This is a genomic window from Neobacillus sp. plas4 (genome assembly GCF_057221695.1).
The window spans coordinates 2,804,172-2,825,358 of record NZ_CM170152.1; the positions used below are offsets into that span (position 1 = coordinate 2,804,172).

The following is a 21,187-nucleotide window of genomic DNA, read 5'->3' on the forward strand; positions in this document are numbered from 1 at the left end:
TTTACATTCGCTTATTTTATATTGAAAGGTATGAAAAGGATGAGTCATATTATTGCGAATTTGCCAAAAATTATGTCGGAGGTCGTAAGGGAAGGAAGAGTGTATGAAGTAGGGCAGCCGCTTGGACCCGGTACCCCTCATCATCCAAATCTTCCTCCCTTTTTATACTCTCTTGGCAGTATGCATAATGATTTACCATATGGAGAAGGAACTACTGCTGCAAATGATTTTATTGCAACAGGCACTCATACAGGCACACACATGGATGCAATTGGGCATGTATCATGTAATGGATTTATCCACGGTGATTTACTAGCAGACGATCATCAAGATAAAACCAGAGGTATAAAAGCGCATAGTATTGATATAGCCACACCGGTATTTAGGCGAGGGGTTTTGCTGGATGTAGCTTCCTATAAAGGTGTTCCGCAATTAGAAGCTGCTTATGGAATTGGCCCTGAAGATTTGGAAGGAACCATAAAAAAACAAGGTATTACCATTCAAAAAGGTGATGCTGTTTTGATACGGACAGGGTGGGCGAACTTCTTTCATTCGCCAAGAAAATATGTCTCGGTTGCGGAGGGGACGCCTGGTGTGAATGTAGAAGGAGCAAGGTGGCTGATCGAACAAGATATGGGTCTGGCCGGAGGGGATACAGTAGCCTATGAAGTTCAGCCAGAACATACACTGCCAGTACATTGCTTACCTCTTGTTGAAAACGGGATCCATATAATTGAATTAATGAATTTGGAAGATCTCGCTAAAGACAAGATTTATGAATTTCTATTTGTTTGTCTTCCGCTGCGTATTACTGGGGGAACAGGTTCACCGGTATGTCCTGTCGCCATCGTATGATTTTTTTTCAGAAAATTATAAATAGTTGGAACGAAATACATGAAATAATTTGATAGGTAATGATTGAAAAATTTTAAAAAATTTGAGGTGGGAATTCATGATTCAAGTAATTACTCCTAATGCACTGGGGCAGCAAGCAAAAAATTTAGGTGAAGAATCATCAATGAAGGAAGTTAAGCACCTGGAGAAAATTAAAATTGCCTATCTAAGCAATGGGAAACCGAACGTACAGGAGTTATTTACCTTCATTGACCAGCACATTTTCAACGAATACTCAAAGCAGGTGGTCCATGAACCATTTGAAGTAAGGTTTTTTGATAAAAAGAATGCCGCAAAACCAGCACCGCCAGAAATGCTAGATGAAATTAAAGATTATGCAGATATTCTAATCACAGGTTCTGCCGATTGAGGGTCTTGTACTTCGTGGAGTGTCCACGATGCAATTGAATTGAGAAAAAGTGGTGTTCAAAGCGTTGTATTAGCAACGAATTCCTTTGTTAACTTGGCAAATGCCTTAATGAAGAGCTGGAAAACAGATCTTCATTTGTTAGTAGTGAAGCATCCAATAGGCGGAATAAAAGAAAATGAAGTCCGTGATCGAGCGGATAAAGCAATGGAGCAATTAAAAAAAGTTCTGAATCCATCCGCAACTTTCTTTAACTCAGAGTCAAATATTGATACCAAAGATACAACTCAAGAGACGGAGAACTGTACCGCGTTACTTGAGTTAGACTCTGACCCGTTCAAAATAAATCAGTATTTTTATGAAAAAGGATGGACAGATGGACTTCCTATAATACCACCTACACCAATACGGGTAGATGAAATGCTGGGAAGCTATTTATCTAATAAGGATAGTGTCATCGGATTCATGCCAACGAATAACCTTCCGATTACCTATTTGAAAGCTGCTGTCAACGCAGTGATGGCAGGCTGTAAACCAGAATTTTTCCTAATTCTAGTATCAGCAATCAAGGCTTCCTTGAAACCGGAATTTAACCTGCTCGGGGTCCTTGCTACCACGCACCCGTGTGCAACTGCTATCATCGTTAGCGGACCAATTGCTGAACGATTGGGGTTTTCATGTAAAGGAAACGTATTTGGACCTAGTAGTATGGCATCATCCACCCTTGGAAGAGCATTGCGATTCGTTTATCAAAATGTTGGTGGAGTCCTGCCTGGTATATTGGATAAAGCGACACAAGGTACACCTGCTAAATTTACATTTTGTTTCGCGGAAAATGAAAAGGCCAGTCCTTGGCAGCCTTATCATGTTGATAGAGGTTTTCTATCTAGTGATTCTACTGTTACGGTATATGCAGCTGAAGCACCGGCCAATATTAATGACCATGGCAGTAGAAGCGGTCCTGATTTGATGATTGGCATAATCGGTGCGATTACCCGTTCAGGTATAAATAATTTGTATTTAAATGGAGACATTTTTTTGGCCTTGGGACCTGAGCACGCATCGCTATTGGAAAGAGATGGATGGGACAAAGAAAAGATTAAACAGGAGATTTTTGAAAAAGCGAGAATCCCTGCTCAAAAGATGTCTTACGATCAATTTGTACATCATATTGGCTTTCATAAAGAGAATTACGGATTTAGTTATGAAAACAATGATGGTCTGCCAATCGCAGTTTCACCAGAACACATTCATATCCTTGTAACTGGCGGAGAAGGGAAACATTCCACTTGGCTGCCAAGTTTCGGAATCAGTTTTTCAATTATTGAAAAGATTGAGGAAATATAAAGGGTTATTGAAATGGGAGGGTTCGTATGGATCAATTACTTGAGGCATTAAAGCCGATTAGGGAAACTTTAAATGCAGATGGTGCAGATTTAAAGATTGAGGCAGATGGCGATAAAATTAGGCTGGAAATTGTAGTATCGGATCAAACTTGTGTTGAATGCCTGCTTCCGGAACCTGTCACACGAACCATTATTGAAGGGCAATTATCCCAAAGTGGCATCACCTTTGATTCTTTAGATATCATTTACCCTAAAGTAATATAATAATATTTTACAACTTTATTATTTTAGAAATGAAGAAGTCTAACAATCTGATTAATAGACTCTAGATTTTCACTCATAACTCCGATGTGAAATTTGAATGTATTTTATTAACTTAGATGTAGAACTGAATGAAAAAGAGATATAGGGGAGAAAAAAATGCAGACCTCAAATGAAATGTACAAACAATCAATGCTTAGGGAAGGTTCTCTTGAAGGCAAAGTCGCGATTATTACTGGTGGTGCAACAGGGCTTGGGAAAGCCATGGCAGAGGAATTTGCCAGACTTGGAGCAAACATTGTGATTGCCAGCAGAAACAAAGAAAACTTAAAAAGAGCAGAGGAAGAAATTTCTAAGATTGGAACTGAGGTTTTATCTATTCAAACTGATGTGCGTGAACCAGATCAAGTAACTAATATGGTTCGTACCACTGTGGAAAGATTTGGCGAGATTAATATTTTAGTCAATAATGCAGCGGGTAATTTTCGGGTAAAAAGCATGGACATGTCTGTCAACGCTTGGAATTCTGTAATCAATATCGTTTTAAACGGTACGTTTTACTGCAGCCAATCTGTAGGTAAACAAATGGCTGAACAACGGACTGGAGGGGCTATATTGAATATTGGGTCCGTCAATGCTTGGACAGGAGGCCCATTAACTGCTCATTCGGCTGCAGCGAAAGCAGGTGTATTAGCATTGACGAAATCTTTGGCAGTGGAATGGGCACCTTATAACATTCGTACAAACTTAATTGCTCCTGGGCCAATTGCAGATACTGGTGCGGTAACACAGTTATGGCCTACTCCAAAAGATGCTGAATTAATTTTACAAAACATACCTGCTAATCGATTTGGACATTTGCAAGAAGTTGCAAATTTAGCTTCATATCTTGTTAGTGATTATGCAAGTTATGTTTCAGGTGCATGTTATGTGGTTGATGGAGCAGGATGGTTAAATAAAGGAAAATATCAGTTGGGAGAACATTAGATGAAATCTTTTCGTATTGCTGTACTGTCAGGTGATGGGGTTTGGCCAGAAGTCACCCGTCAAGCAGTCACAGTGATAAAAGCATTGGAATCTAAATCTATCAATCTTCATTTTGAGATTGAAAGTTTACCGGTTGGAGGTCATGCGATTGATTTATGCGGGAATCCTATTCCCAAAGAGACAATTAGAGGGTGCCAATCCGCAGATGCTGTATTATTGGGGGCAGTGGGGGGCCTAAATGGGATCACCTGCCCAATATTCAAAGAGCCGAACAGAGTTTGCTAACATTGCGTTCAGAAGTGGTTGGGGCATTCGCTAATATTTGTACCGCCCATTTGAGTCATACTTTGTCAGACTTATCATGCCTTAAGGAAGAGAACCTTGGACAGGGGATAGATTTGGTTCTTATTCGTGATATGTCGGCTGGCATTTTTTATGGTAAGCCAAAAGGCAGAGAGCTAAGGTATGGAGCTGCGATAGCCTTTGATACGATGCTTTTTGCTTAGGATGAAGTAGAACGGATTGCCCGTCTGGGATTCCAATTGGCTAGAAATAGGAAAAAAAAGCTTACGTCAGTTGATTAGGCAAACGTATTAGAAAATTCTAGGCTATGGCGTGAAGTGGTGACTAAGATTTCAAAAGAGTATTCAGATGTGGAAGTGGAACATCTTTATGTTGATAATTGTGCTTTTTCCTTAATTAAGAAGCCATGGTTATTTGATGTTATTATTACGGAAGGAATGATGGGTGGTATTTTAAGTGATGTTGCTGGTGGTTCTGTAGGTTCTATTGGAATGTTAGCATCTGCCAGTGTCGGCAATCGTTCAAAGGGAATATTTGAGCCAATACATGGTTCTGCCCCTCGGATTGCCGGCCAAAACAAAGCAAATCCGATTGGAACCATTCGTGCTGCAGCATTAATGTTAGAATATTCCTTTGGCCTTACAAAAGAAGCTAAGCTAATAGAACAAGCAATAGTAGAAACCCTTCAAGAAGGCTGGGGTACTTATGAAATTGTCAGAACGAAAGAAAAATTAGTTAGTACGGAAATAATGGGAGAGTTAATTGCCGAAAAAATATTGCAAAGTGCAACTATTAATAAGTAAGATATTCGGAAAAATTCAACGGTCTTCAAGGAATAGCTTTATGATGGTAAACTCAAAATCTATTAAAAGGATGGGATGAAATGGATTTCAAATGGACAGAGCAACAAATCGCTTTAAAAAAGGAAGTTAGCAGAATCTGCACTAGGTTTGATGATAATTATTGGTCGAAATGTGACTCGGAACACAGATTCCCATGGGAATTTTATAATGCCTTTGCAGATGGCGGGTGGCTTGGTATTTCCATTCCGGAAAAATACGGCGGTTCCGGATTGGGAATAATGGAAGCAGCTATCGTATTAAACGGCGTTGCTGAGTCGGGTGCAGGAATGAACGGCGGCACCACCTTGCACCTTTCCATGTTCGGTTTAAATCCCGTTGTTAAACATGGTTCGGAACAAATGAAGCAAAAGTACCTGCCAGAGGCAGCAAAAGGAAATCTGCATGTATCTTTTGGCGTTACTGAACCGGATGCAGGCTCAGATACAACAAGCATAACTACTTTTGCACGTAAAGATGGTGACCGTTACATTATTAACGGACAAAAAGTTTGGAATTCAAAAGCGAAGGAATCCAGTAAGGTGTTATTACTTGCGAGGACAACTCCATTAAAAGATTGTAAAAAGAGAACGGAAGGAATGACACTGTTTTTGGCAGATCTTGATGAAAGATACTCCACTATTCGTGAAATTGAAAAGCTGGGCAGGCATGCAGTTGATTCCAATGAGTTATTCATAGAGGACCTGCCTGTAGATGCCAGTGATGTTGTTGGTGAAGTAGGAAGAGGGTTTTATCATTTGCTCGATGGACTGAACCCAGAGAGAATTTTGCTTGCAGCGGAATTTTGTGGTTTAGGAAGAATTGCTTTAAAAAAGGCAGTGAACTATGCAAATGAGCGAGTTGTATTCAACCGTCCAATCGGCAAGAATCAATCGATTCAACACCCGCTTGCTGAAAGCTATGCAATGTTAGAAGCAGCAGACTTACTGTGGCAGCGGGCTGCTACGAACTATGATAACGGGCTGTCTAGTGGTGCCGAGGCAAATACCGCTAAATATGTTGCGGCAGAAGCAGTATTCGAGGCTTGCGACAGAGCTTTACAAACTTTCGGCGGATTCGGATATGCCAAAGAATTTCATGTGGAAAGATATTGGCGTGAAGCAAGGCTATTGAAAATTGCTCCTGTATCCCAGCAGATGGTGCTCAATTATATCGGTGAACACGTTTTAGGAATGCCGAAATCATATTAAGGAAAAAAGATATAAAATAACTATATGTATTTATGGAAAAGTATTGAAGTGCAACATTAATTATCATATAATTTTAATTATTCATAATAGTTAAAAAATGACTATGAAAAGGAAACACTTCTTCTTGTCAAGCACAGAGAACCCATGATTGCTGAGAATGGGTGTTGACAGCTGAAGTTACTCACCTTGGAGTCGACTTCTGAAATGAACTAGGAAGTACGGTTGCAGCCGTTATACTGCATAGTAAAACTTTTACTTAATGAGGCCATAAATTGAAATTATGGCGAAAGAGGGTGGTACCGTGAATGAATTTCACCCCTCTTTAGTAAAGGTTTTTTTGTTTTTTTATAATTATTTTCTAAATTCAATTGAAAAGGGGACTTAAAAATGGGGAAAAAAATTTATATGTTTGATACCACATTGAGGGATGGTGAACAAACTCCAGGGGTTAGTTTAAATCTTTCAGAGAAAGTTGAAATTGCCAAGCAACTAGAAAAGGTTGGAATTGATGTAATTGAGGCAGGTTTTGCTGCAGCATCTCCCGGTGATTTGCAAGCGGTCCACGCTGTTGCTCAAGCGGTTCAAAAACCCATTGTTGTCAGCCTTGCACGAACAAATAAAGAAGATATTGATGCTGCTGTGGAGGCACTAAGCGGGCTTGATAATGTAGGTGTTCATATTTTTATCGCGACGTCTCCCATTCATATGGAAAAGAAGTTGAGGATGACAAAAAATCAAGTATTGGAACAGTCTGTCGAAGCTGTTCGCTATGCTAGAAAATATTTTAGTCATATCGAGTTTTCTTGTGAAGATTCCACACGGTCAGATCTTGATTTCCTCTGTGAAATTGCTGAAGAAGTAATAAAAGCAGGTGCAACCGTTCTAAACTTCCCAGATACGGTCGGCTACATAACTCCGTGGGAATATGCTGAGCGTTTTAGGACAATACGTGAACGAGTGAAAGGAATTGAAAACGTGATATTAAGCTGCCACTGTCACGATGATCTCGGAATGGCAACAATTAATTCACTTGCAGCAATTGAAGCCGGAGTCACTCAAGTGGAGGGGTGTATTAACGGCATTGGTGAACGTGCAGGTAATGTAGCCTTGGAGGAAGTTGCCCTAGCATTGGAAACTCGTTACGATCATTTTCAGAAGAAAACTTCAATGGTTTTGAAAGAAATTACTAAAACAAGTAAATTGGTAAGCAGATTAACGGGAATGCCAGTCCCAGCGAACAAAGCGGTTATCGGAGCGAATGCATTTGCGCATGCATCCGGGGTTCACCAAGATGGCGTGATTAAAGATAAGAGTACGTATGAAATCATGAAACCTGAAACGATAGGATTAGATGAAGTTGATCTAGTTCTCGGAAAGCTTTCTGGCCGTAACGCTTTAAAACAAAGATTAGTCTCCCTAGGATATGATATTAGTGAAGATGAATTGAGGGTGGTTTTTAAGAAATTCAAAGAACTGGCAGATCGTAAAAAAGAAATCTTAGATGATGACATTATTGCCTTGGTAGATAATCAGACAAAAAATGGAATTGAATATTTTAAACTCAAAAATATTTCTATTTCATATGATACTTCAAGTCAGCCGCTGGCATCGGTTCTTCTAATTGATGACAGAGATCATTTGCAAAAAGGAACAGCTTCAGGTAATGGATCAGTTGATGCCATTTTTAATGCGATTGATCAAATCGTCGGTCAGGAAATTGAATTATTAGACTATAAAATATTATCTGTTACAAAGGGGAAAGATGCACAAGGCGAGGTGTTTGTTCAAATCAAAAGCGGAGATACAATCGCACAAGGTCGCGGGATGAGTGTCGATATCCTTGAAGCGAGTGCTGAAGCTTATCTAGCTGCTATCAATAGAGTAAAAAATAAAATCTCTGAAATCGTGACAAAGTAATAGATAGTATGATAAATCAACTAATAACGAAAAACACTCGCCAATGTTGATAAATCAATGTTTGTGAGTGTTTTTTTTGTAGGGGTATGAGTAATACATACAATACTTCTATTGCTATACCTAAACAGGAGATTCGGATCCTTTATGAATCCTTTTGTAAAAAAGAAGAGGATTTTCATGAGGAAATACATAGGCAAAAACAAATGATACATTTGTAAAGCTTGAATGTGAAGAGCTTGACGATACGGTTACGCAACGTTATACGATAGGTTGGCAAAAAGAAAAAGAAAATAAAAAAGAAAAACAACAACAAATTGTTTGTCCTAATAGATTTGTACACGATTTAACAGCAGGTGAGGATTGAGGAACATTGGACAAAAATATTCCTTTCTATAATTTTCTGTCTATCGAAATGGTGCACTCCATGTTAAAATGTATAAACTATACCACTAAGATGTTTTGTTAATAAATGATAATAATAAGTGTGATGGGATTTTGCAGAGAATAAAGACAGCAATATTTATTATTACTGGTTTCATTTGTGTGGGTATGTATCTTTATTTACTTCTGCTAGACCGTAATCAAGCAGGTATGGAAAGTGTAAAGACGACAGCTTCTGTAAAGGATGAACAAGTAGAATATACAGTCATTACTGACGCTGAAAATACAGCAACTGAAGAAGAGACATAAATAGAAGTGGTTGAAATAAATGATACCTCAATAGCAGAAGAAATTAAGGTTAAGGTTCGGAAAGTAGTAAAAGGTGCCTTAGACTTATTTAAAAAGGATAAAATGATTGTGTCTATCGATGACACTCTAACAAAAGGGGTTTGAGACGAATATTATGTTCGGTGTCTCGCACTTTAAGTCATATAAAAAGAAGCAGGCTGTCTGCTTCTTTTTATACAGTTTGAATTTTATTTAAGTATCTTTTGTTTGATTAATTGGTGATGTAACACCGATTCTACTAGCAATACCGTTTCAAACGTCGACTTGTAATCTACTGTTTCCGTTTTCTTGTGTTCATTTTGGTAGCCGGCAGATAGATTGACAGAAGGGATGCCGAACTCAGCAAATACCATCGCGTCACTAATACCTCCGGGAGTGATTTTCCAATCATCCATTCCAGCCAATTTGCCTGCCTTCTCAAATAATCTGCCATACTCTTCTGGACAAAAGTGTACATATTTGCTCCCCGAGGTAACATTATCCCTATTTCCACGGCGGTCAATCACAATGGCAGCATCCACATTCTCAATAAAATCCTGGTCGATTTCCCGAGACCCTTGGCAGCCAATTTCCTCTTCAACGGTAAAAGCCACTTTCAGGATTCCTCTAAAATTGGTCTTTTTCACTCTACTTAGGATTTCGAGAATAGCTGCAACTCCTGCACGGTCATCGGCTCCAAGAATCCCTTCTGAATTTCTAAGAATGGAACTTTCTTCTATAATTTCTCTTCCTTCCACGATTTCGTTAACTGTATCCAAATGAGCAGAAAGAAGAATAGTCGGACAATCTCCAAGTTCCACAAAACTGAGAAGATTGCCTTTCCGATCGATAAAGGTGTGATCAAGAAGAGAGGACAATTTATTTCGCACCCTGGAACGAAATCTACTTTCATCAGTGCTGACACCCAGTATAGTCAAGCACTCTATCAGCAGACCTTTAAAGTGATTTGCCTGAAGATCCGTTAGAAAACTTGGTTTTTTCCAGACTTTATAAAGATTTTCTGCAAAATCGAGTAACTGTGACTGCTTTTTCCATCAATTCTTAAACGGAGACTTGGAGGTACAGCTGCCTTCAAGAGTTCCAGCTGTTTTCCATTCGGAAACTTCGTTAGAAAAATTCTAGCCTCTTCTCTACCATGTCGGTCGCAGCTGCCAAACGTATAAATACCAAGTTCGTTCATCCAGCGGATCACTCCACGGATATATGGGTTAAAATCAGTAATAGGTAAATCTCCAAGGACTGGATCAATCAGCAACCCTCGTCCAGGGAATTTATGGTTTTAGCATATTCTTGTAGGAAGGAAATAAAATCTTCATCTGTAATCTTGTTATCGACTTCATGAAACAATTTCCCTGTACCAATCAGTAGTTTACCAGCATTACATACTCACTATTTATCGATCTGATCAAACAGGTGGAAAGACACGTTGGATGAGCAGGGATGAGTGCAATAATGGGATTCTCTGAGAGTAATTATGACGTAGAGGCAGCAAAATAAGATAACAAAAAGCAATTATCCCTTTCTATTATAAAAGTAAACGTCAAGTAGCCTCCAAATACTACATGGGTGGTGTATTTCGGGGCTAATTGACGTTTACGTAGAACATTGTGGTATGTATAAATAAATATAACTATAACTTGAAGGGATGGAGGACAGGTTCACTGTCCCAGTTACTTCTATTTCCTACTATATTTCCATTCCTACGTCCTCAAAGGTAGGCATATTTTTCATCATAGAGCAGGCTGCTTCTATAATAGGGAAAGCCAAAGCAGCGCCGGAACCTTCTCCTAAGCACATATCCATGTGTAACATTGGTTCGATTCCTAGCAGTTCACTCGCTATTTTTCCACCTGGTTCTAGAGACGCATGGGAGGTGATGAAATATTCCTTCGCTTTCGGTTCAATCCTTGCAGCAATTAAAGCAGATAGCAGGAAAACCTTATGGATACCTATTTATTTTCACGTCACCTTTTGAGACTTTTAAAGGGAAAGAACTAGCTATTTATGCTTACCATAAAGAAACCGGAGAAAAAATTACAGGGTTGTTCCCAGAAACAATTATAGAGCCGTCAACAGGCTATTCCACTTTAGAACGCTTCACTGCTACCTTTGCAGTTCCAAAAAGCGGCTTATGGCGTTATGAAGTGGTATTAGATTGTGAATTTTATGCTGATGTTGTTTTAGTGGTTAAAGAATAACAGTGAAATTCCATATTTTTAATGTGGAAAGACTTATATGAAGATTTCTGTGAATTAACCAAATCAGAGCAGATGGCATTGTTTTAGTGCGATTAAACAAGACTTGTTTCCAGATGAACCAGATAAAATTACTAAACTACTCAAAAGCATTCGTGAAGCCAGATTTTTTGCTTCTGGTTTGGGTTGTGTTCATTGTGGTAGCACTCCGGTTAAACGGAACGGTAAATCTAATTATACAACGGTTGAAATGTTAAGAAGTGCATAAAGAAAGACCTCGCAGTTTGAGGTCGGTGTATCGTTAAATTAATTTGACTTTTTGAGTAATACTTTTTGAATCTTTATTTGCTGTTTTTTGTAATAGGTATTCTTTTTCATTTTTTCACTATTAAGTTTTCCAATTGCAAAACGAACATCTTTATCATTCATAATTAAGTTTTTAAATTTATCATTATCAAGATATTTTTGAAACCATTGATATTCTTTTAGGAAATTTATATTCTTTTCTATTTCTTCCTCCGTTACATCCTTTGTTAAGGTAAATAGAAATGTACCTATTGAACCTAAAAGTTCAAGCAAAGCTCCCAATGATTCCACCCCCCTTACCTAAATTTCTTTACATTATCTACGCTTGATATTATAAAAGGTTCCTTTTAAATCAATATATTTACATATAACTATATCAAAAAATCCAAACATCATAAAAACAACAATCTTTGAGAACACAGCCTAATGAAAAAAAAGCAACTGAGCGAATGATCTGACCCAATAAAGTTAGACAAATATTCTTATGCAACATTTAAATTTTGCCTTCATTCGTTTGTGATTATATTCCCACCAATAAAAAAATCAGAAAATTGACATTTCTAATCAACGTGCTAATATTAACCATGTAAGGTAATTAATTCAAATGAATAAATGAATCAAATCCGCTAGAGGTGCCTTTTTAAAAGGCTGAGATTGAAGTGATACTTCGGGACTCTATGAACCTGATCTGGGTTATACCAGCGTAGGGAAGTGGGAAATTCGATATTTGGAGAGCAAATGCTTTATTTCAAATTTTTCGACCACTTTCTTACTATAGGAAGTGGTTTTTTGTTGTTTACTTGATTTCATTGAAAAGTAGCATCTTCAAATAGGAGGGGACATGTATTTTAACTAGTGTTAAAGGCAAAGAATTACATATTATATCCAATGGTAAAATGGCAATCGAACAGTTAGGGGAAATTGTAAGTGATATTCATCCATATATAACTGCAATTCATATACGAGAAAAACAAAAAACTGCTAGGGAGCTATTTCAAACAGTCGAACTTTTAACAAAAAAAAACATACCATTGTCAAAGATCATGATTAATGACCGGGTAGATGTTGCATTCGTAACAGGGGCCAGAGGCGTTCAATTAGCCTTTCATAGTTTAGAAGCAGCAAGTGTAAAAGAAAACTTTCCTCAGCTTAGGATAGGGAGTTCTATCCATTCCTATCATGAAGGTCTAAAAGCAAAAGAGAAGGGTGCAGATTACGTTCTATACGGACATGTTTTCCATTCTCAATCAAAACCAGATAAGATCCCAAACGGTCTTGAGGAAGTAAAAAAGCTATCAAATTTAGATATTGATGTTATTGCCATTGGAGGGATAACACCTGATAATACGGAGGTTCTAAAGGAAGGGGCAAATGGGATTGCTGTCATCTCAGGTGTTTTAGAAGCGCGTGACCCATTATTGGCAGTAATGGCTTATCGCAAGGCATTAAATAAGGGAGGTGAATAAATTGGAAAATTCATTTGATGTTGCCATAATCGGAGGAGGAATTAACGGAGCCTCGATTGCCTATCAGCTATCAAAGATAGGAAGAAAAGTAATCATTATTGAGAAGAATCAATTGGGGTGCCAAGCTTCAAGTGCAGCTGCGGGCAGCACAAGGTAAAATCATTGAATCAAAAATGCAATTTGATCTTTCACCAACGATTCACACGAATACAAAACCTTCTTTTTTAATATTGGAAATCAGTTTCTCTTTCGTTAGACGATTCATGAAAATAACATCAATCTTTAATGGAGTGGACATATCATGAATTCCTGTTCGATTAAGTTTTGATCGGTGCGAGAAATTATTTCTGTAAAAACAGCTAAATCAATATCAGAAGACCGCTGGTAATCTCCTCTTGCTCTTGAGCCAAATAAAAGAATTTCTTTAATTTGGTCATTCTTCCAACAAGCTTTGTAAGTGACTAATAAATCGTTTTGATATTCCTGTTGAATTCCAAATAAGCTCTGTCTCGGTTCCCATCTCAATCCTTTATGACGACTTATCTTTCTTAGCATTTCCGTACATTTTTTCCTTTTCCTGTTTAATAGTATAAATTGTATTTCTTGATAACCCTGTTTTACGATGAATGTTCATCACACTTTTACCAGCAGCCAATAATCGACTTACAAAAACTTAAATTCATTATATTGAATTATTGATAGAAGTAAATTTTTTTCTGTTAATTAAACTTATCAATTTACACTCAACTGTTAACAAGTCTTAACAACACACTGTATACAATCCCTTGTTAATCAGCCGAAAATAGTTGGCATGGTTTTTGCATTATAAAAGGGTGAGTGAAAAATAAATGGAGGTATTAAGATGATTCAATTAAAAGATATTGATGAAGAAATCTTGTTATTAAAAAAGTCAGTTGAAGCTTTTGCTAGAAAAGAAATTGAACCATACTACAAGCAGTGGGAACAGGACGGCGCTTTTCCAAAAGAATTATGGAAGAAACTAGGGGCAGCGGGCTTCCTTTGTGTGGATATTCCAGAGAAATATGGTGGATTAGGTGGCCCCCTATCCTATTCAGTAACAATTATTGATGAGTTAAGCAGGCTTGGCTATAGCTCAATAGTCGGAAATTTATCCGTCCATTCTATTATTATTCCACATTACATTCTAAATTCAGGCACGGAAGAACAGAAGAATTATTATTTACCTAAGATGGCAACAGGGGAATTAGTAAGTGCCATTGCAATGACCGAACCCGGTGCTGGTAGTGATTTGCAGGGTATTCAAACTTCAGCAGTTAAAAAGGAAAATACAGACGAATATATCATTAATGGTGCAAAAACGTTCGTCTCAAATGGTCAAAGTTTTGATTTTGTGATTGTCGTTGCCAGGACAAATCCGGAAGTGAAAGCTTCCAGGGGAACGAGCCTATTCATAGTGGATGCAAAAGAACAGGGTGTAATCAAGGGGAAGAAATTAAAGAAAATAGGTCTTTACGCTAAAGAAACATCTGAGTTATTCCTTGAAAATGTAAACGTTTCATCAAGTCAAATATTAGGTGAACTAAATGCTGGTTTTGTAGTTTTAATGAAAGAACTACCCAGGGAGCGGATGGCATTGGCAGTTATAGCATGTGGGGCTATGGAGGGTGCACTTGAAATTACAATAAAATATCTCGGGGAAAGAGAAGCTTTTGGAAAACCTCTAAATCAACTTCAAGTGATTCGTCATAAAGTAGCTGAAATGGTAACAGAAGCAAAGGTAAATCGTGCATTTGTCGATCAATGTCTCCGATTATTGAAATCCAACGAGCTTTCTACTGCGGATGCAAGTATTGCAAAGCTTTCAAGTTCGGAAGCACAGGGAAGAGTTGTGGATGGTTGCTTACAGCTCTTTGGTGGATATGGCTATATGAGGGAATATCCAATTTCAAGGGCATATACGGATGCAAGGGCACAGCGAATTTATGGTGGCACATCGGAAATTATGAAAGAAATAATCAGTAAGGATATATTTAGCTAGTTGATGGCGGGAGGAAATAACATGGGTGTTTTAAATGGATTGAAAGTATTGGATTTTACGACGCTGCTGCCGGGGCCGTTTGGATCAATGATGTTAGCGGATATGGGGGCAGATGTTGTTAAGGTGGAATCGCCAAATCGGGAAGATTTGTCAAAGTATATTCCACCGATGATAGGTGAAGTTTCGGCAGTGTATGCACAGCTCAACCGCTCGAAAAAATCCGTCGCACTTGATTTGAAACAAGATGAAGCAAGGGAAATCATCTTTAAACTCATTGAAGAGTACGACATTATTATTGAACAGTTCCGACCAGGTGTCATGGATCGGTTAGGAATTGGCTATGAAACTTTGAAAGAAGTAAATCCGAGCATTATTTATTGTTCACTTACAGGCTATGGACAAACAGGACCACTTCGAAATAAAGCTGGGCATGATATTAATTACTTAGCCTTATCAGGCGCTGCGAGTTATTCATCCCGGAAAAATCAGGCGCCTGTTCCGGCGGGGATTCCAGTAGCTGATATTGGCGGCGGATCGATGCCCGTCGTGATTGGTATTTTAGCAGCAGTTTATCACCGTACCCAAACAGGAGAAGGTCAACATATTGATGTAAGCATGATGGATAATATCTATGCTTACAATGCTTTATATGGCTCAGGATATTTGGCAGGTGGTGAGGATCCAGAGGCAGAATCATTATTACTTAATGGTGGTACTTTTTACGATTATTACGAGACAAAAGACGGACGATACTTTTCTGTTGGTGGTGTGGAGCCGAAATTTCAAAAAGAGCTGTGTACTTTACTTGGTGAGCCAGCGCTCTTATCGCTCAGTGGCAGTACAAAAACAGAGGATCAACTGCAATTCAAGGAAAAGGTAAAGGCTGTGTTTAAAGAAAAAACGTTTGACGAATGGCTTGCATTACTTGGGGATGATTTTGATGGTTGCGTGGAACCCGTTTTGAAGTTCTCTGAAACTGTCAATCACCCGCAAATAAAAGCACGCGAGATGATTGTTCCAGTAGCAAAATTGGATGGTGGTACACAGGATCAAATTGCTTTTCCTATTAAGTTTTCTAATCAGTCTGCTTCTTATCGTTTTGCTGGTGTGCAAACTGGAACACATACGAATCAAGTCTTAAAGAACGCAGGATGGAATGATGAACAAATAGCAGAACTGACCAAAAAAGGACTCTTTGGTTAATAAAATTCTTAAAGGGGATGGGAAACATGGATTTACGAGAGAAAGTAGCGGTAGTTACAGGTGGAGCATCGGGATTGGGACTTGCAACTGTTGAAATGCTAGTAGAAAAAGGAGCAAAGGTTGTCATTTTTGATTTAAATGATGAAAAAGCTCAAAGCGTTGTCGAGAAATTAGGTGAGAGTGTTCGTTATCAAAAAGTGAACGTGACGGACGAGGAATCTGTGCAAAAGGGAATTGATTTAGCTGTCGAATCCTTTGGCACGATTCATATTTGTGTAAATTGTGCTGGTGTGGGGACGCCAGGTAAAACAATTGGTAAAAAAGGCATATTGCCATTAGAAAAATACAAACAAATTATCGATATTAATCTAGTTGGTACATTTAATGTCTTGCGCTTAGCTGCAAATGTAATGAAAGATAATAAACCAGTTACAGATTCTGGTGAAAGGGGAGTCATTATTAACACAGCTTCTGTTGCAGCATTTGATGGTCAGATGGGGCAAGCAGGATACGGGGCAAGTAAGGCTGGTGTTACAGGAATGACGCTGCCAGTGTCACGAGATTTATCAGAGTTTGGGATCCGAGTAAATACGATTGCACCTGGTTTATTTATGACACCATTGGCTGAAACTTTACCGGAAAAAGTAATAGCGAAACTATCTGAAAGTGTTGAATTTCCAAAGCGCTTAGGAAAACCGAGTGAATTCGCAGATCTTGCAACATTTATGATGGAACATGAATATTTAAATGGGGAAGTTATCCGTCTTGATGGTGGCATTCGGATGTCCCCAAGATAAAGCTTTAGAATGGTAGTTTCGTAAGTTCTATGAAAATTCAATAGGTGTTTAGGTTCTTTCCAATAAATTAGTGGGAAGGCCACGCAATAGAATTCAGGGTGTGGCAATTTTCTTGCTTAAAAAGCCACTATCAAGGCATTTTATAGCCTATTTCTTATAAAAGGTTTGACAATATGTTTAGAATAATGGGAGGTAATGAAATGAAAAGTAATGCAAACGTTATTGGTGTGAGTATGGTCAAGTTTGAAAAGCCGGGGAGAAATGAGCCGTATGAAATTATGGCATCGAAGGCAATTACCGACGCGTTAAAAGATGCGGGCATCAGTTATTCGGATGTCGACCAGGCTTATGCGAGTTATGTATATGGAGATAGTACATGTGGTCAAACCGCATTATATCGGGTTGGAATGACTGGAATTCCAATTATCAATGTGAATAATAATTGTTCTTCAGGTTCAACAGCGCTCTATTTAGCGCGTCAAGCAGTAGAATCTGGTGCTGCTGAATGCGTGCTGGCATTTGGATTTGAAGAAATGAAACCAGGGGCATTAGGTGAGCATTGGTTTGATCGAACGTCACCTTTTCAATGGGTTAACGATCAATTTGACGTATTAAATCCTGAATTGCCAGATGCCCCATTTGCTTTAAAGGTATTTGGTGCAGCAAGATTAGAGTACCTAAAAAAATATGGAGCAAATCCAGATATATTTGGAAAAGTTGCCGTTAAATCGAGACAGCATGCAGTCAACAATCCTTACTCCTTGTTTACAAATGAAATTACACTGGATGAAGTCATGCAATCGCCAGATGTGTATTCAGGATTGAGAAGATTAATGGCATGTCCACCAACCTGTGGTGCATCGGCGGTAATAGTTTGTAGTTATGACTTTGCAAAAAAACATAACATACAAAACGCTGTGAAAATAACTGCACAATCGATGACAACGGACCAACCCGACACGAAGGAAAATGCCATGCATCTAGTTGGCCAAAAAATGGCAGAAAAAGCAGCGAAAGAAGTCTACGAAAAAGCAGGCATTGGTCCAGAAGATGTCGATGTAGTGGAATTGCATGACTGCTTTACACCGAATGAAGTTATTAGTTATGAGGCTTTAGGGTTGTGCGCGGAAGGTGAAGCAGAGAAGTTCATCAATGATCGGGATAATACTTATGGTGGTAAATTTGTCGTCAATCCTTCCGGAGGCCTGATGTCTAAAGGACACCCGCTCGGAGCAACAGGACTGGCGCAATGTACGGAGCTCGTTTGGCATCTCCGCGGAGAAGCAGGTAATCGACAGGTTGAGGGCGCAAAGGTTGCCCTGCAGCATAACTTAGGAATTGGTGGCGCTTGTGTGGTAACGATGTATCAAACTGTATAATGGGACATGGGTCGGAGCCGCTATCTCAGCTAAGAAGTGGAAGCGGGGTTTTCCCCGCTGTTTAAAAAATAATCTAAATACGATGGAGAGTAAAACTATGAATATTGTAGAAGCGTTAGAAATTAATGCGGAAAAGCAGCCATTACATGAAGCTATGCTTTACGAAAATCGACAATACAATTATCTCCAATTTAATGAGAGCGTTAACAGGTTAGCGAATGGATTACTGGAACATGGGGTTAAGAAAGGTGACCATGCAGCAATGCTGATGAAAAACTCCGATTACTTTGCTATCACCTATTTTGCGCTTGCAAAGATCGGTGCAGTTATTGTACCAATTAATTTTAGGCTGTTAGCAAATGAGCTTTCGTACATTATTGACAATTCAGATTCGAAACATGTGATTATAGAGGCAGAATTTGAAAAAGAAATCTTGAAGGCTGTCGACCAGAATAAAGCGGTTAAAAACTTAATTTCTGTACCTGAAACGACGAATAAAGCATTCAAATCTTATCAAGACATACTTTCCACAAACACGCAAAATCCTGGCACGAAGATTTTAGGGACAGATCATTGTCATATGTTGTATACCTCAGGTACAACTGGTAACCCAAAGGGAGCACTATTTGATCATAAAGCCGTAAGATCTGTAGTTATACAATACATTGCGTCTCTAGGGTATCACCCAAAGGAGAGATGGCTGCATTTCGCTCCATTTTTCCATGCTGCACAGCTGGCTGTATGCCTACTCCCTCAATTCTATGTTGGAGGGTTTGGTGTTATTTATAGAGAGTTTAATCCGAAGTTAATACTAAAGGATATCGCTAAGTATAATATTACGGCAGTATTGGGTGTACCTACAATGTATAAAGCTTTTCTTCAAGTACCTAAAGAAGATGATTTCGATTTTACATCTATTGAAAAGATGATTTACGGTGCAGCTCCTATGTCAGGGAGCGATGTAAGTAGGGCTATTGACTTTTTTGGAACCAATAAATTTTATAGTTTATGTGGTCAAACGGAAACGGGTCCAGCAGCATTAATGCTTTATCCAGAAGATCATAAAGAACACGCTGGTATTGGAAAGTCAGGAAAAGGTACCACGATGTTTACATTATTCGATATTGTTAATCCAGAAGGGAAATCAGTTGAAGTAGGGGAAGTCGGCGAAATTATTATGAAGGCACCTTCTCAACTGAAGGAATATTATAAGAATCCAGAAGCAACAGCTAATACAATTATAGATGGGTATGTGTACTCAGGGGATTTGGCTGTAAGAGATGGAGATGGCTATATTCAATTAGTCGATCGCAATAAAGATATGATTATTAGTGGTGGGGAAAATGTTTATTCAATCGAAGTGGAAAATACATTATCTGCACATCCTGAAGTACTCGAAGCGGCAGTTATCGGAACGCCAGATGCTAAATGGGGCGAGGTGGTGACTGCAATTGTGGCCACAGCTGCTGATTCCCTTCTAACGGAAGAAGCATTAATCGCATTTGTTAAAGAAAACTTAGCAAGCTATAAAGCGCCAAAAAAAGTAATATTTGTAGATAGTCTGCCGAGAAACACATCTGGGAAACTACTAAAATACCAGCTTAGAAAGTCATATGATCCATCAATTGTCTAATTCATCTAAAAGGAAGTCTAGAGAAGTGACAATATTACTTACTACGTACAAAAATGATGGAATTCAAGTTTTAAAAGCTGAAATGTCTGCATTATTAGTTAAATAACAATAATAAAAAGGGGATATACAAAATGAAATATGAAGAAATTATCTATGAAAAAATGCAGCAATCTGCTTGGATTTATTTAAATCGACCAAAAGAGCTGAACTCTTTATCAAAAAAACTAATAACAGAGTTACTTGAAGTGCTAAAAGAGATTGAACAAAATGATGAAATTCGGGTAGTTGTATTATCTGGAAAAGGTAAAGCATTCTGTGCTGGTGCTGATTTAAAAGAACTCCTAGAAGATTTAGATAAAGGCCCGAATGGACAAAAAAGCTTATTAGACTGCGCGGAAGAACTATTTAATAAATTAAATCAATTATCCAAACCGCTTATCGTAGCACTAAACGGTGTCACAGTTGCTGGGGGCTTAGAAATTGCGATGACAGCAGATGTCGTTGTAGCTTCTGATAAGGTAAAAATAGGAGACGGTCATGCCAACTTTGGTGTTCTTCCTGGAGGAGGCGGTGCTGTCAGATTACCTAGAGAAATAGGGATTAATCGCGCCAAATATCTATTACTTACTGGAGACATGCTGCCTGCTGAGGTATGGAAAGATTATGGATTTGTACATGATGTCGTGCCTGCTGAAGAACTTGAAGAAGCTGTACAGAAAATAGCAGTGAAAATATCAGCAAAAAGTCCACTTGTCTTAAAAGAAATCAAGCGACTAGTGACCGATGGCTTAGATCAATCACTAGACATTGCGCTAAGACAAGAACTGTTGGCTCTAAAAAATCATACACAATCACATGATTTCCGGGAAGGCTTAGGTGCTTTTTCAGATAAGAGAGAGCCTGAATTCAAAGGGTATTAATGAAAAGTTTCGATCTGTTAGTAGAGAAAGAGGGATGGGTGATAGGTAACCCGTCTCTCTTTCCAGTGGCATAGGAATGGAGCTTTCTATTTGCTCGCGCACTTCCTCAAAAGCGACGCCTGTTTTTTTGGCTTGTACTTGATCCAATTGATCAACGCATTTGCTAGAGGAACCTTTTTGAGGTAATATTCACTACGATTATATTGTTTTTCAGATACGGGTACAGAGCCATAAAAAAAGAATCGAAAGAGTTAGCGGAAAATTGTTAATAATTTTACTATTTACAACCCTTCCGTTAACAATAATTTACACTTTGATGAAAATCGCTTTATTATTTAGCATTCAACACTTGGCATGGAATTTGCATTAGTTATAGATAGAAAGTTATTAATGGTTTGATTCTTTAACAAGTTA

General features: G+C 38.5%; 19 protein-coding genes, 5 pseudogenes, 1 riboswitch and 1 other annotated feature. Of the genes and pseudogenes, 19 read left to right on the forward strand and 5 right to left on the reverse strand.

From position 1 onward, the window contains the following. Positions 1-39: 39 nt before the first annotated feature. The 9 genes and pseudogenes from AC2TFD_RS13970 to AC2TFD_RS14010 all read left to right on the forward strand — a co-directional run bounded on the left by AC2TFD_RS13970 (position 40) and on the right by AC2TFD_RS14010 (position 8,815). Positions 40-855, forward strand: coding sequence for a cyclase family protein (locus AC2TFD_RS13970; RefSeq protein ID WP_484676046.1), 816 nt, complete (start codon positions 40-42; stop codon positions 853-855). A 163-nt stretch (positions 856-1,018) separates the two neighbouring features. Beyond that, a pseudogene (locus AC2TFD_RS13975) lies at positions 1,019-1,432 on the forward strand (UGSC family (seleno)protein); the annotation flags it as partial. 135 nt (positions 1,433-1,567) lie between these two features. Continuing rightward, positions 1,568-2,608, forward strand: a pseudogene (locus tag AC2TFD_RS13980) (UGSC family (seleno)protein); the annotation flags it as partial. A 26-nt stretch (positions 2,609-2,634) separates the two neighbouring features. Then, on the forward strand, positions 2,635-2,871 hold the full coding sequence (locus AC2TFD_RS13985) for a hypothetical protein (RefSeq protein ID WP_484676047.1): 237 nt from the start codon (positions 2,635-2,637) through the stop codon (positions 2,869-2,871). Positions 2,872-3,060: 189 nt separating this feature from the next. Next, entirely contained in the window at positions 3,061-3,855 is a 795-nt protein-coding gene (locus AC2TFD_RS13990; RefSeq protein ID WP_484676314.1) for an SDR family oxidoreductase, read from the forward strand. Beyond that, a pseudogene (gene leuB / locus AC2TFD_RS13995) lies at positions 3,856-4,961 on the forward strand (3-isopropylmalate dehydrogenase). An 80-nt stretch (positions 4,962-5,041) separates the two neighbouring features. After that, positions 5,042-6,208, forward strand: a complete 1,167-nt coding sequence (locus AC2TFD_RS14000) for an acyl-CoA dehydrogenase family protein (protein WP_484676048.1) — start codon at positions 5,042-5,044, stop codon at positions 6,206-6,208. A gap of 94 nt (positions 6,209-6,302) precedes the next feature. Beyond that, positions 6,303-6,531 (forward strand) — a binding site (T-box leader). 64 nt (positions 6,532-6,595) lie between these two features. Beyond that, the gene (locus tag AC2TFD_RS14005) at positions 6,596-8,125 is read left to right on the forward strand and encodes a 2-isopropylmalate synthase (protein WP_484676049.1); all 1,530 of its coding nucleotides are present in this window, start codon (positions 6,596-6,598) and stop codon (positions 8,123-8,125) included. A gap of 495 nt (positions 8,126-8,620) precedes the next feature. Beyond that, on the forward strand, positions 8,621-8,815 hold the full coding sequence (locus AC2TFD_RS14010) for a hypothetical protein (RefSeq protein WP_484676050.1): 195 nt from the start codon (positions 8,621-8,623) through the stop codon (positions 8,813-8,815). Positions 8,816-9,042: 227 nt separating this feature from the next. Here the strand turns inward: AC2TFD_RS14010 and AC2TFD_RS14015 are convergent, their stop codons facing one another. The 3 genes and pseudogenes from AC2TFD_RS14015 to AC2TFD_RS14025 form a co-directional block, all read right to left on the reverse strand. Then, positions 9,043-9,711 (reverse strand): M20/M25/M40 family metallo-hydrolase, encoded by a 669-nt coding sequence (locus AC2TFD_RS14015; RefSeq protein ID WP_484676051.1) that lies wholly within the window; start codon positions 9,709-9,711, stop codon positions 9,043-9,045. Positions 9,712-9,815: 104 nt separating this feature from the next. Then, positions 9,816-10,109 carry a hypothetical protein gene (locus AC2TFD_RS14020; RefSeq protein WP_484676052.1) on the reverse strand — a complete coding sequence of 98 codons (294 nt, stop codon included), beginning with the start codon at positions 10,107-10,109 and terminating at the stop codon, positions 9,816-9,818. 431 nt (positions 10,110-10,540) lie between these two features. Continuing rightward, positions 10,541-10,783 (reverse strand): annotated as a pseudogene (locus AC2TFD_RS14025) (nicotinate-nucleotide--dimethylbenzimidazole phosphoribosyltransferase); the annotation flags it as partial. Between AC2TFD_RS14025 and AC2TFD_RS14030 the strand changes: the two are divergent. Next, on the forward strand, positions 10,762-11,052 hold the full coding sequence (locus AC2TFD_RS14030; protein ID WP_484676053.1) for a hypothetical protein: 291 nt from the start codon (positions 10,762-10,764) through the stop codon (positions 11,050-11,052). The pseudogene AC2TFD_RS14025 and the gene AC2TFD_RS14030 overlap by 22 nt on opposite strands. Positions 11,053-11,073: 21 nt before the next feature. Continuing rightward, positions 11,074-11,278 (forward strand): annotated as a pseudogene (locus tag AC2TFD_RS14035) (IS1595 family transposase); the annotation flags it as partial. 77 nt (positions 11,279-11,355) lie between these two features. Here AC2TFD_RS14035 and AC2TFD_RS14040 read toward each other — a convergent pair. Next, positions 11,356-11,637, reverse strand: coding sequence for a hypothetical protein (locus AC2TFD_RS14040; protein WP_484676054.1), 282 nt, complete (start codon positions 11,635-11,637; stop codon positions 11,356-11,358). Positions 11,638-11,973: 336 nt separating this feature from the next. Next, positions 11,974-12,082: riboswitch (TPP riboswitch) on the forward strand. A 169-nt stretch (positions 12,083-12,251) separates the two neighbouring features. On the opposite strand from AC2TFD_RS14040, the gene AC2TFD_RS14045 reads away from it, so the two are divergent. Both AC2TFD_RS14045 and AC2TFD_RS14050 read left to right on the forward strand, forming a co-directional pair. After that, positions 12,252-12,821 carry a thiamine phosphate synthase gene (locus AC2TFD_RS14045; protein WP_484676055.1) on the forward strand — a complete coding sequence of 190 codons (570 nt, stop codon included), beginning with the start codon at positions 12,252-12,254 and terminating at the stop codon, positions 12,819-12,821. Between the two features lies 1 nt (position 12,822). After that, positions 12,823-12,978: an FAD-dependent oxidoreductase gene (locus AC2TFD_RS14050; protein WP_484676056.1), complete on the forward strand. Its 156-nt coding sequence runs from the start codon at positions 12,823-12,825 to the stop codon at positions 12,976-12,978. Between the two features lie 125 nt (positions 12,979-13,103). Here the strand turns inward: AC2TFD_RS14050 and AC2TFD_RS14055 are convergent, their stop codons facing one another. After that, positions 13,104-13,376: a nucleotidyltransferase domain-containing protein gene (locus tag AC2TFD_RS14055; RefSeq protein ID WP_484676057.1), complete on the reverse strand. Its 273-nt coding sequence runs from the start codon at positions 13,374-13,376 to the stop codon at positions 13,104-13,106. Positions 13,377-13,683: 307 nt separating this feature from the next. On the opposite strand from AC2TFD_RS14055, the gene AC2TFD_RS14060 reads away from it, so the two are divergent. The 6 genes from AC2TFD_RS14060 to AC2TFD_RS14085 all read left to right on the forward strand — a co-directional run bounded on the left by AC2TFD_RS14060 (position 13,684) and on the right by AC2TFD_RS14085 (position 20,773). Then, positions 13,684-14,841, forward strand: coding sequence for an acyl-CoA dehydrogenase family protein (locus AC2TFD_RS14060; RefSeq protein WP_484676058.1), 1,158 nt, complete (start codon positions 13,684-13,686; stop codon positions 14,839-14,841). Positions 14,842-14,862: 21 nt separating this feature from the next. Then, positions 14,863-16,044 (forward strand): CaiB/BaiF CoA transferase family protein, encoded by a 1,182-nt coding sequence (locus AC2TFD_RS14065; RefSeq protein ID WP_484676059.1) that lies wholly within the window; start codon positions 14,863-14,865, stop codon positions 16,042-16,044. Positions 16,045-16,070: 26 nt separating this feature from the next. Beyond that, positions 16,071-16,841 carry a 3-hydroxyacyl-CoA dehydrogenase gene (locus AC2TFD_RS14070; RefSeq protein ID WP_484676060.1) on the forward strand — a complete coding sequence of 257 codons (771 nt, stop codon included), beginning with the start codon at positions 16,071-16,073 and terminating at the stop codon, positions 16,839-16,841. 200 nt (positions 16,842-17,041) lie between these two features. Then, on the forward strand, positions 17,042-18,220 hold the full coding sequence (locus AC2TFD_RS14075) for a lipid-transfer protein (RefSeq protein WP_484676061.1): 1,179 nt from the start codon (positions 17,042-17,044) through the stop codon (positions 18,218-18,220). Positions 18,221-18,302: 82 nt separating this feature from the next. Further along, positions 18,303-19,853, forward strand: coding sequence for a class I adenylate-forming enzyme family protein (locus AC2TFD_RS14080; RefSeq protein WP_484676062.1), 1,551 nt, complete (start codon positions 18,303-18,305; stop codon positions 19,851-19,853). 131 nt (positions 19,854-19,984) lie between these two features. After that, positions 19,985-20,773 carry an enoyl-CoA hydratase/isomerase family protein gene (locus tag AC2TFD_RS14085; RefSeq protein ID WP_484676063.1) on the forward strand — a complete coding sequence of 263 codons (789 nt, stop codon included), beginning with the start codon at positions 19,985-19,987 and terminating at the stop codon, positions 20,771-20,773. Positions 20,774-21,187 lie beyond the last annotated feature (414 nt).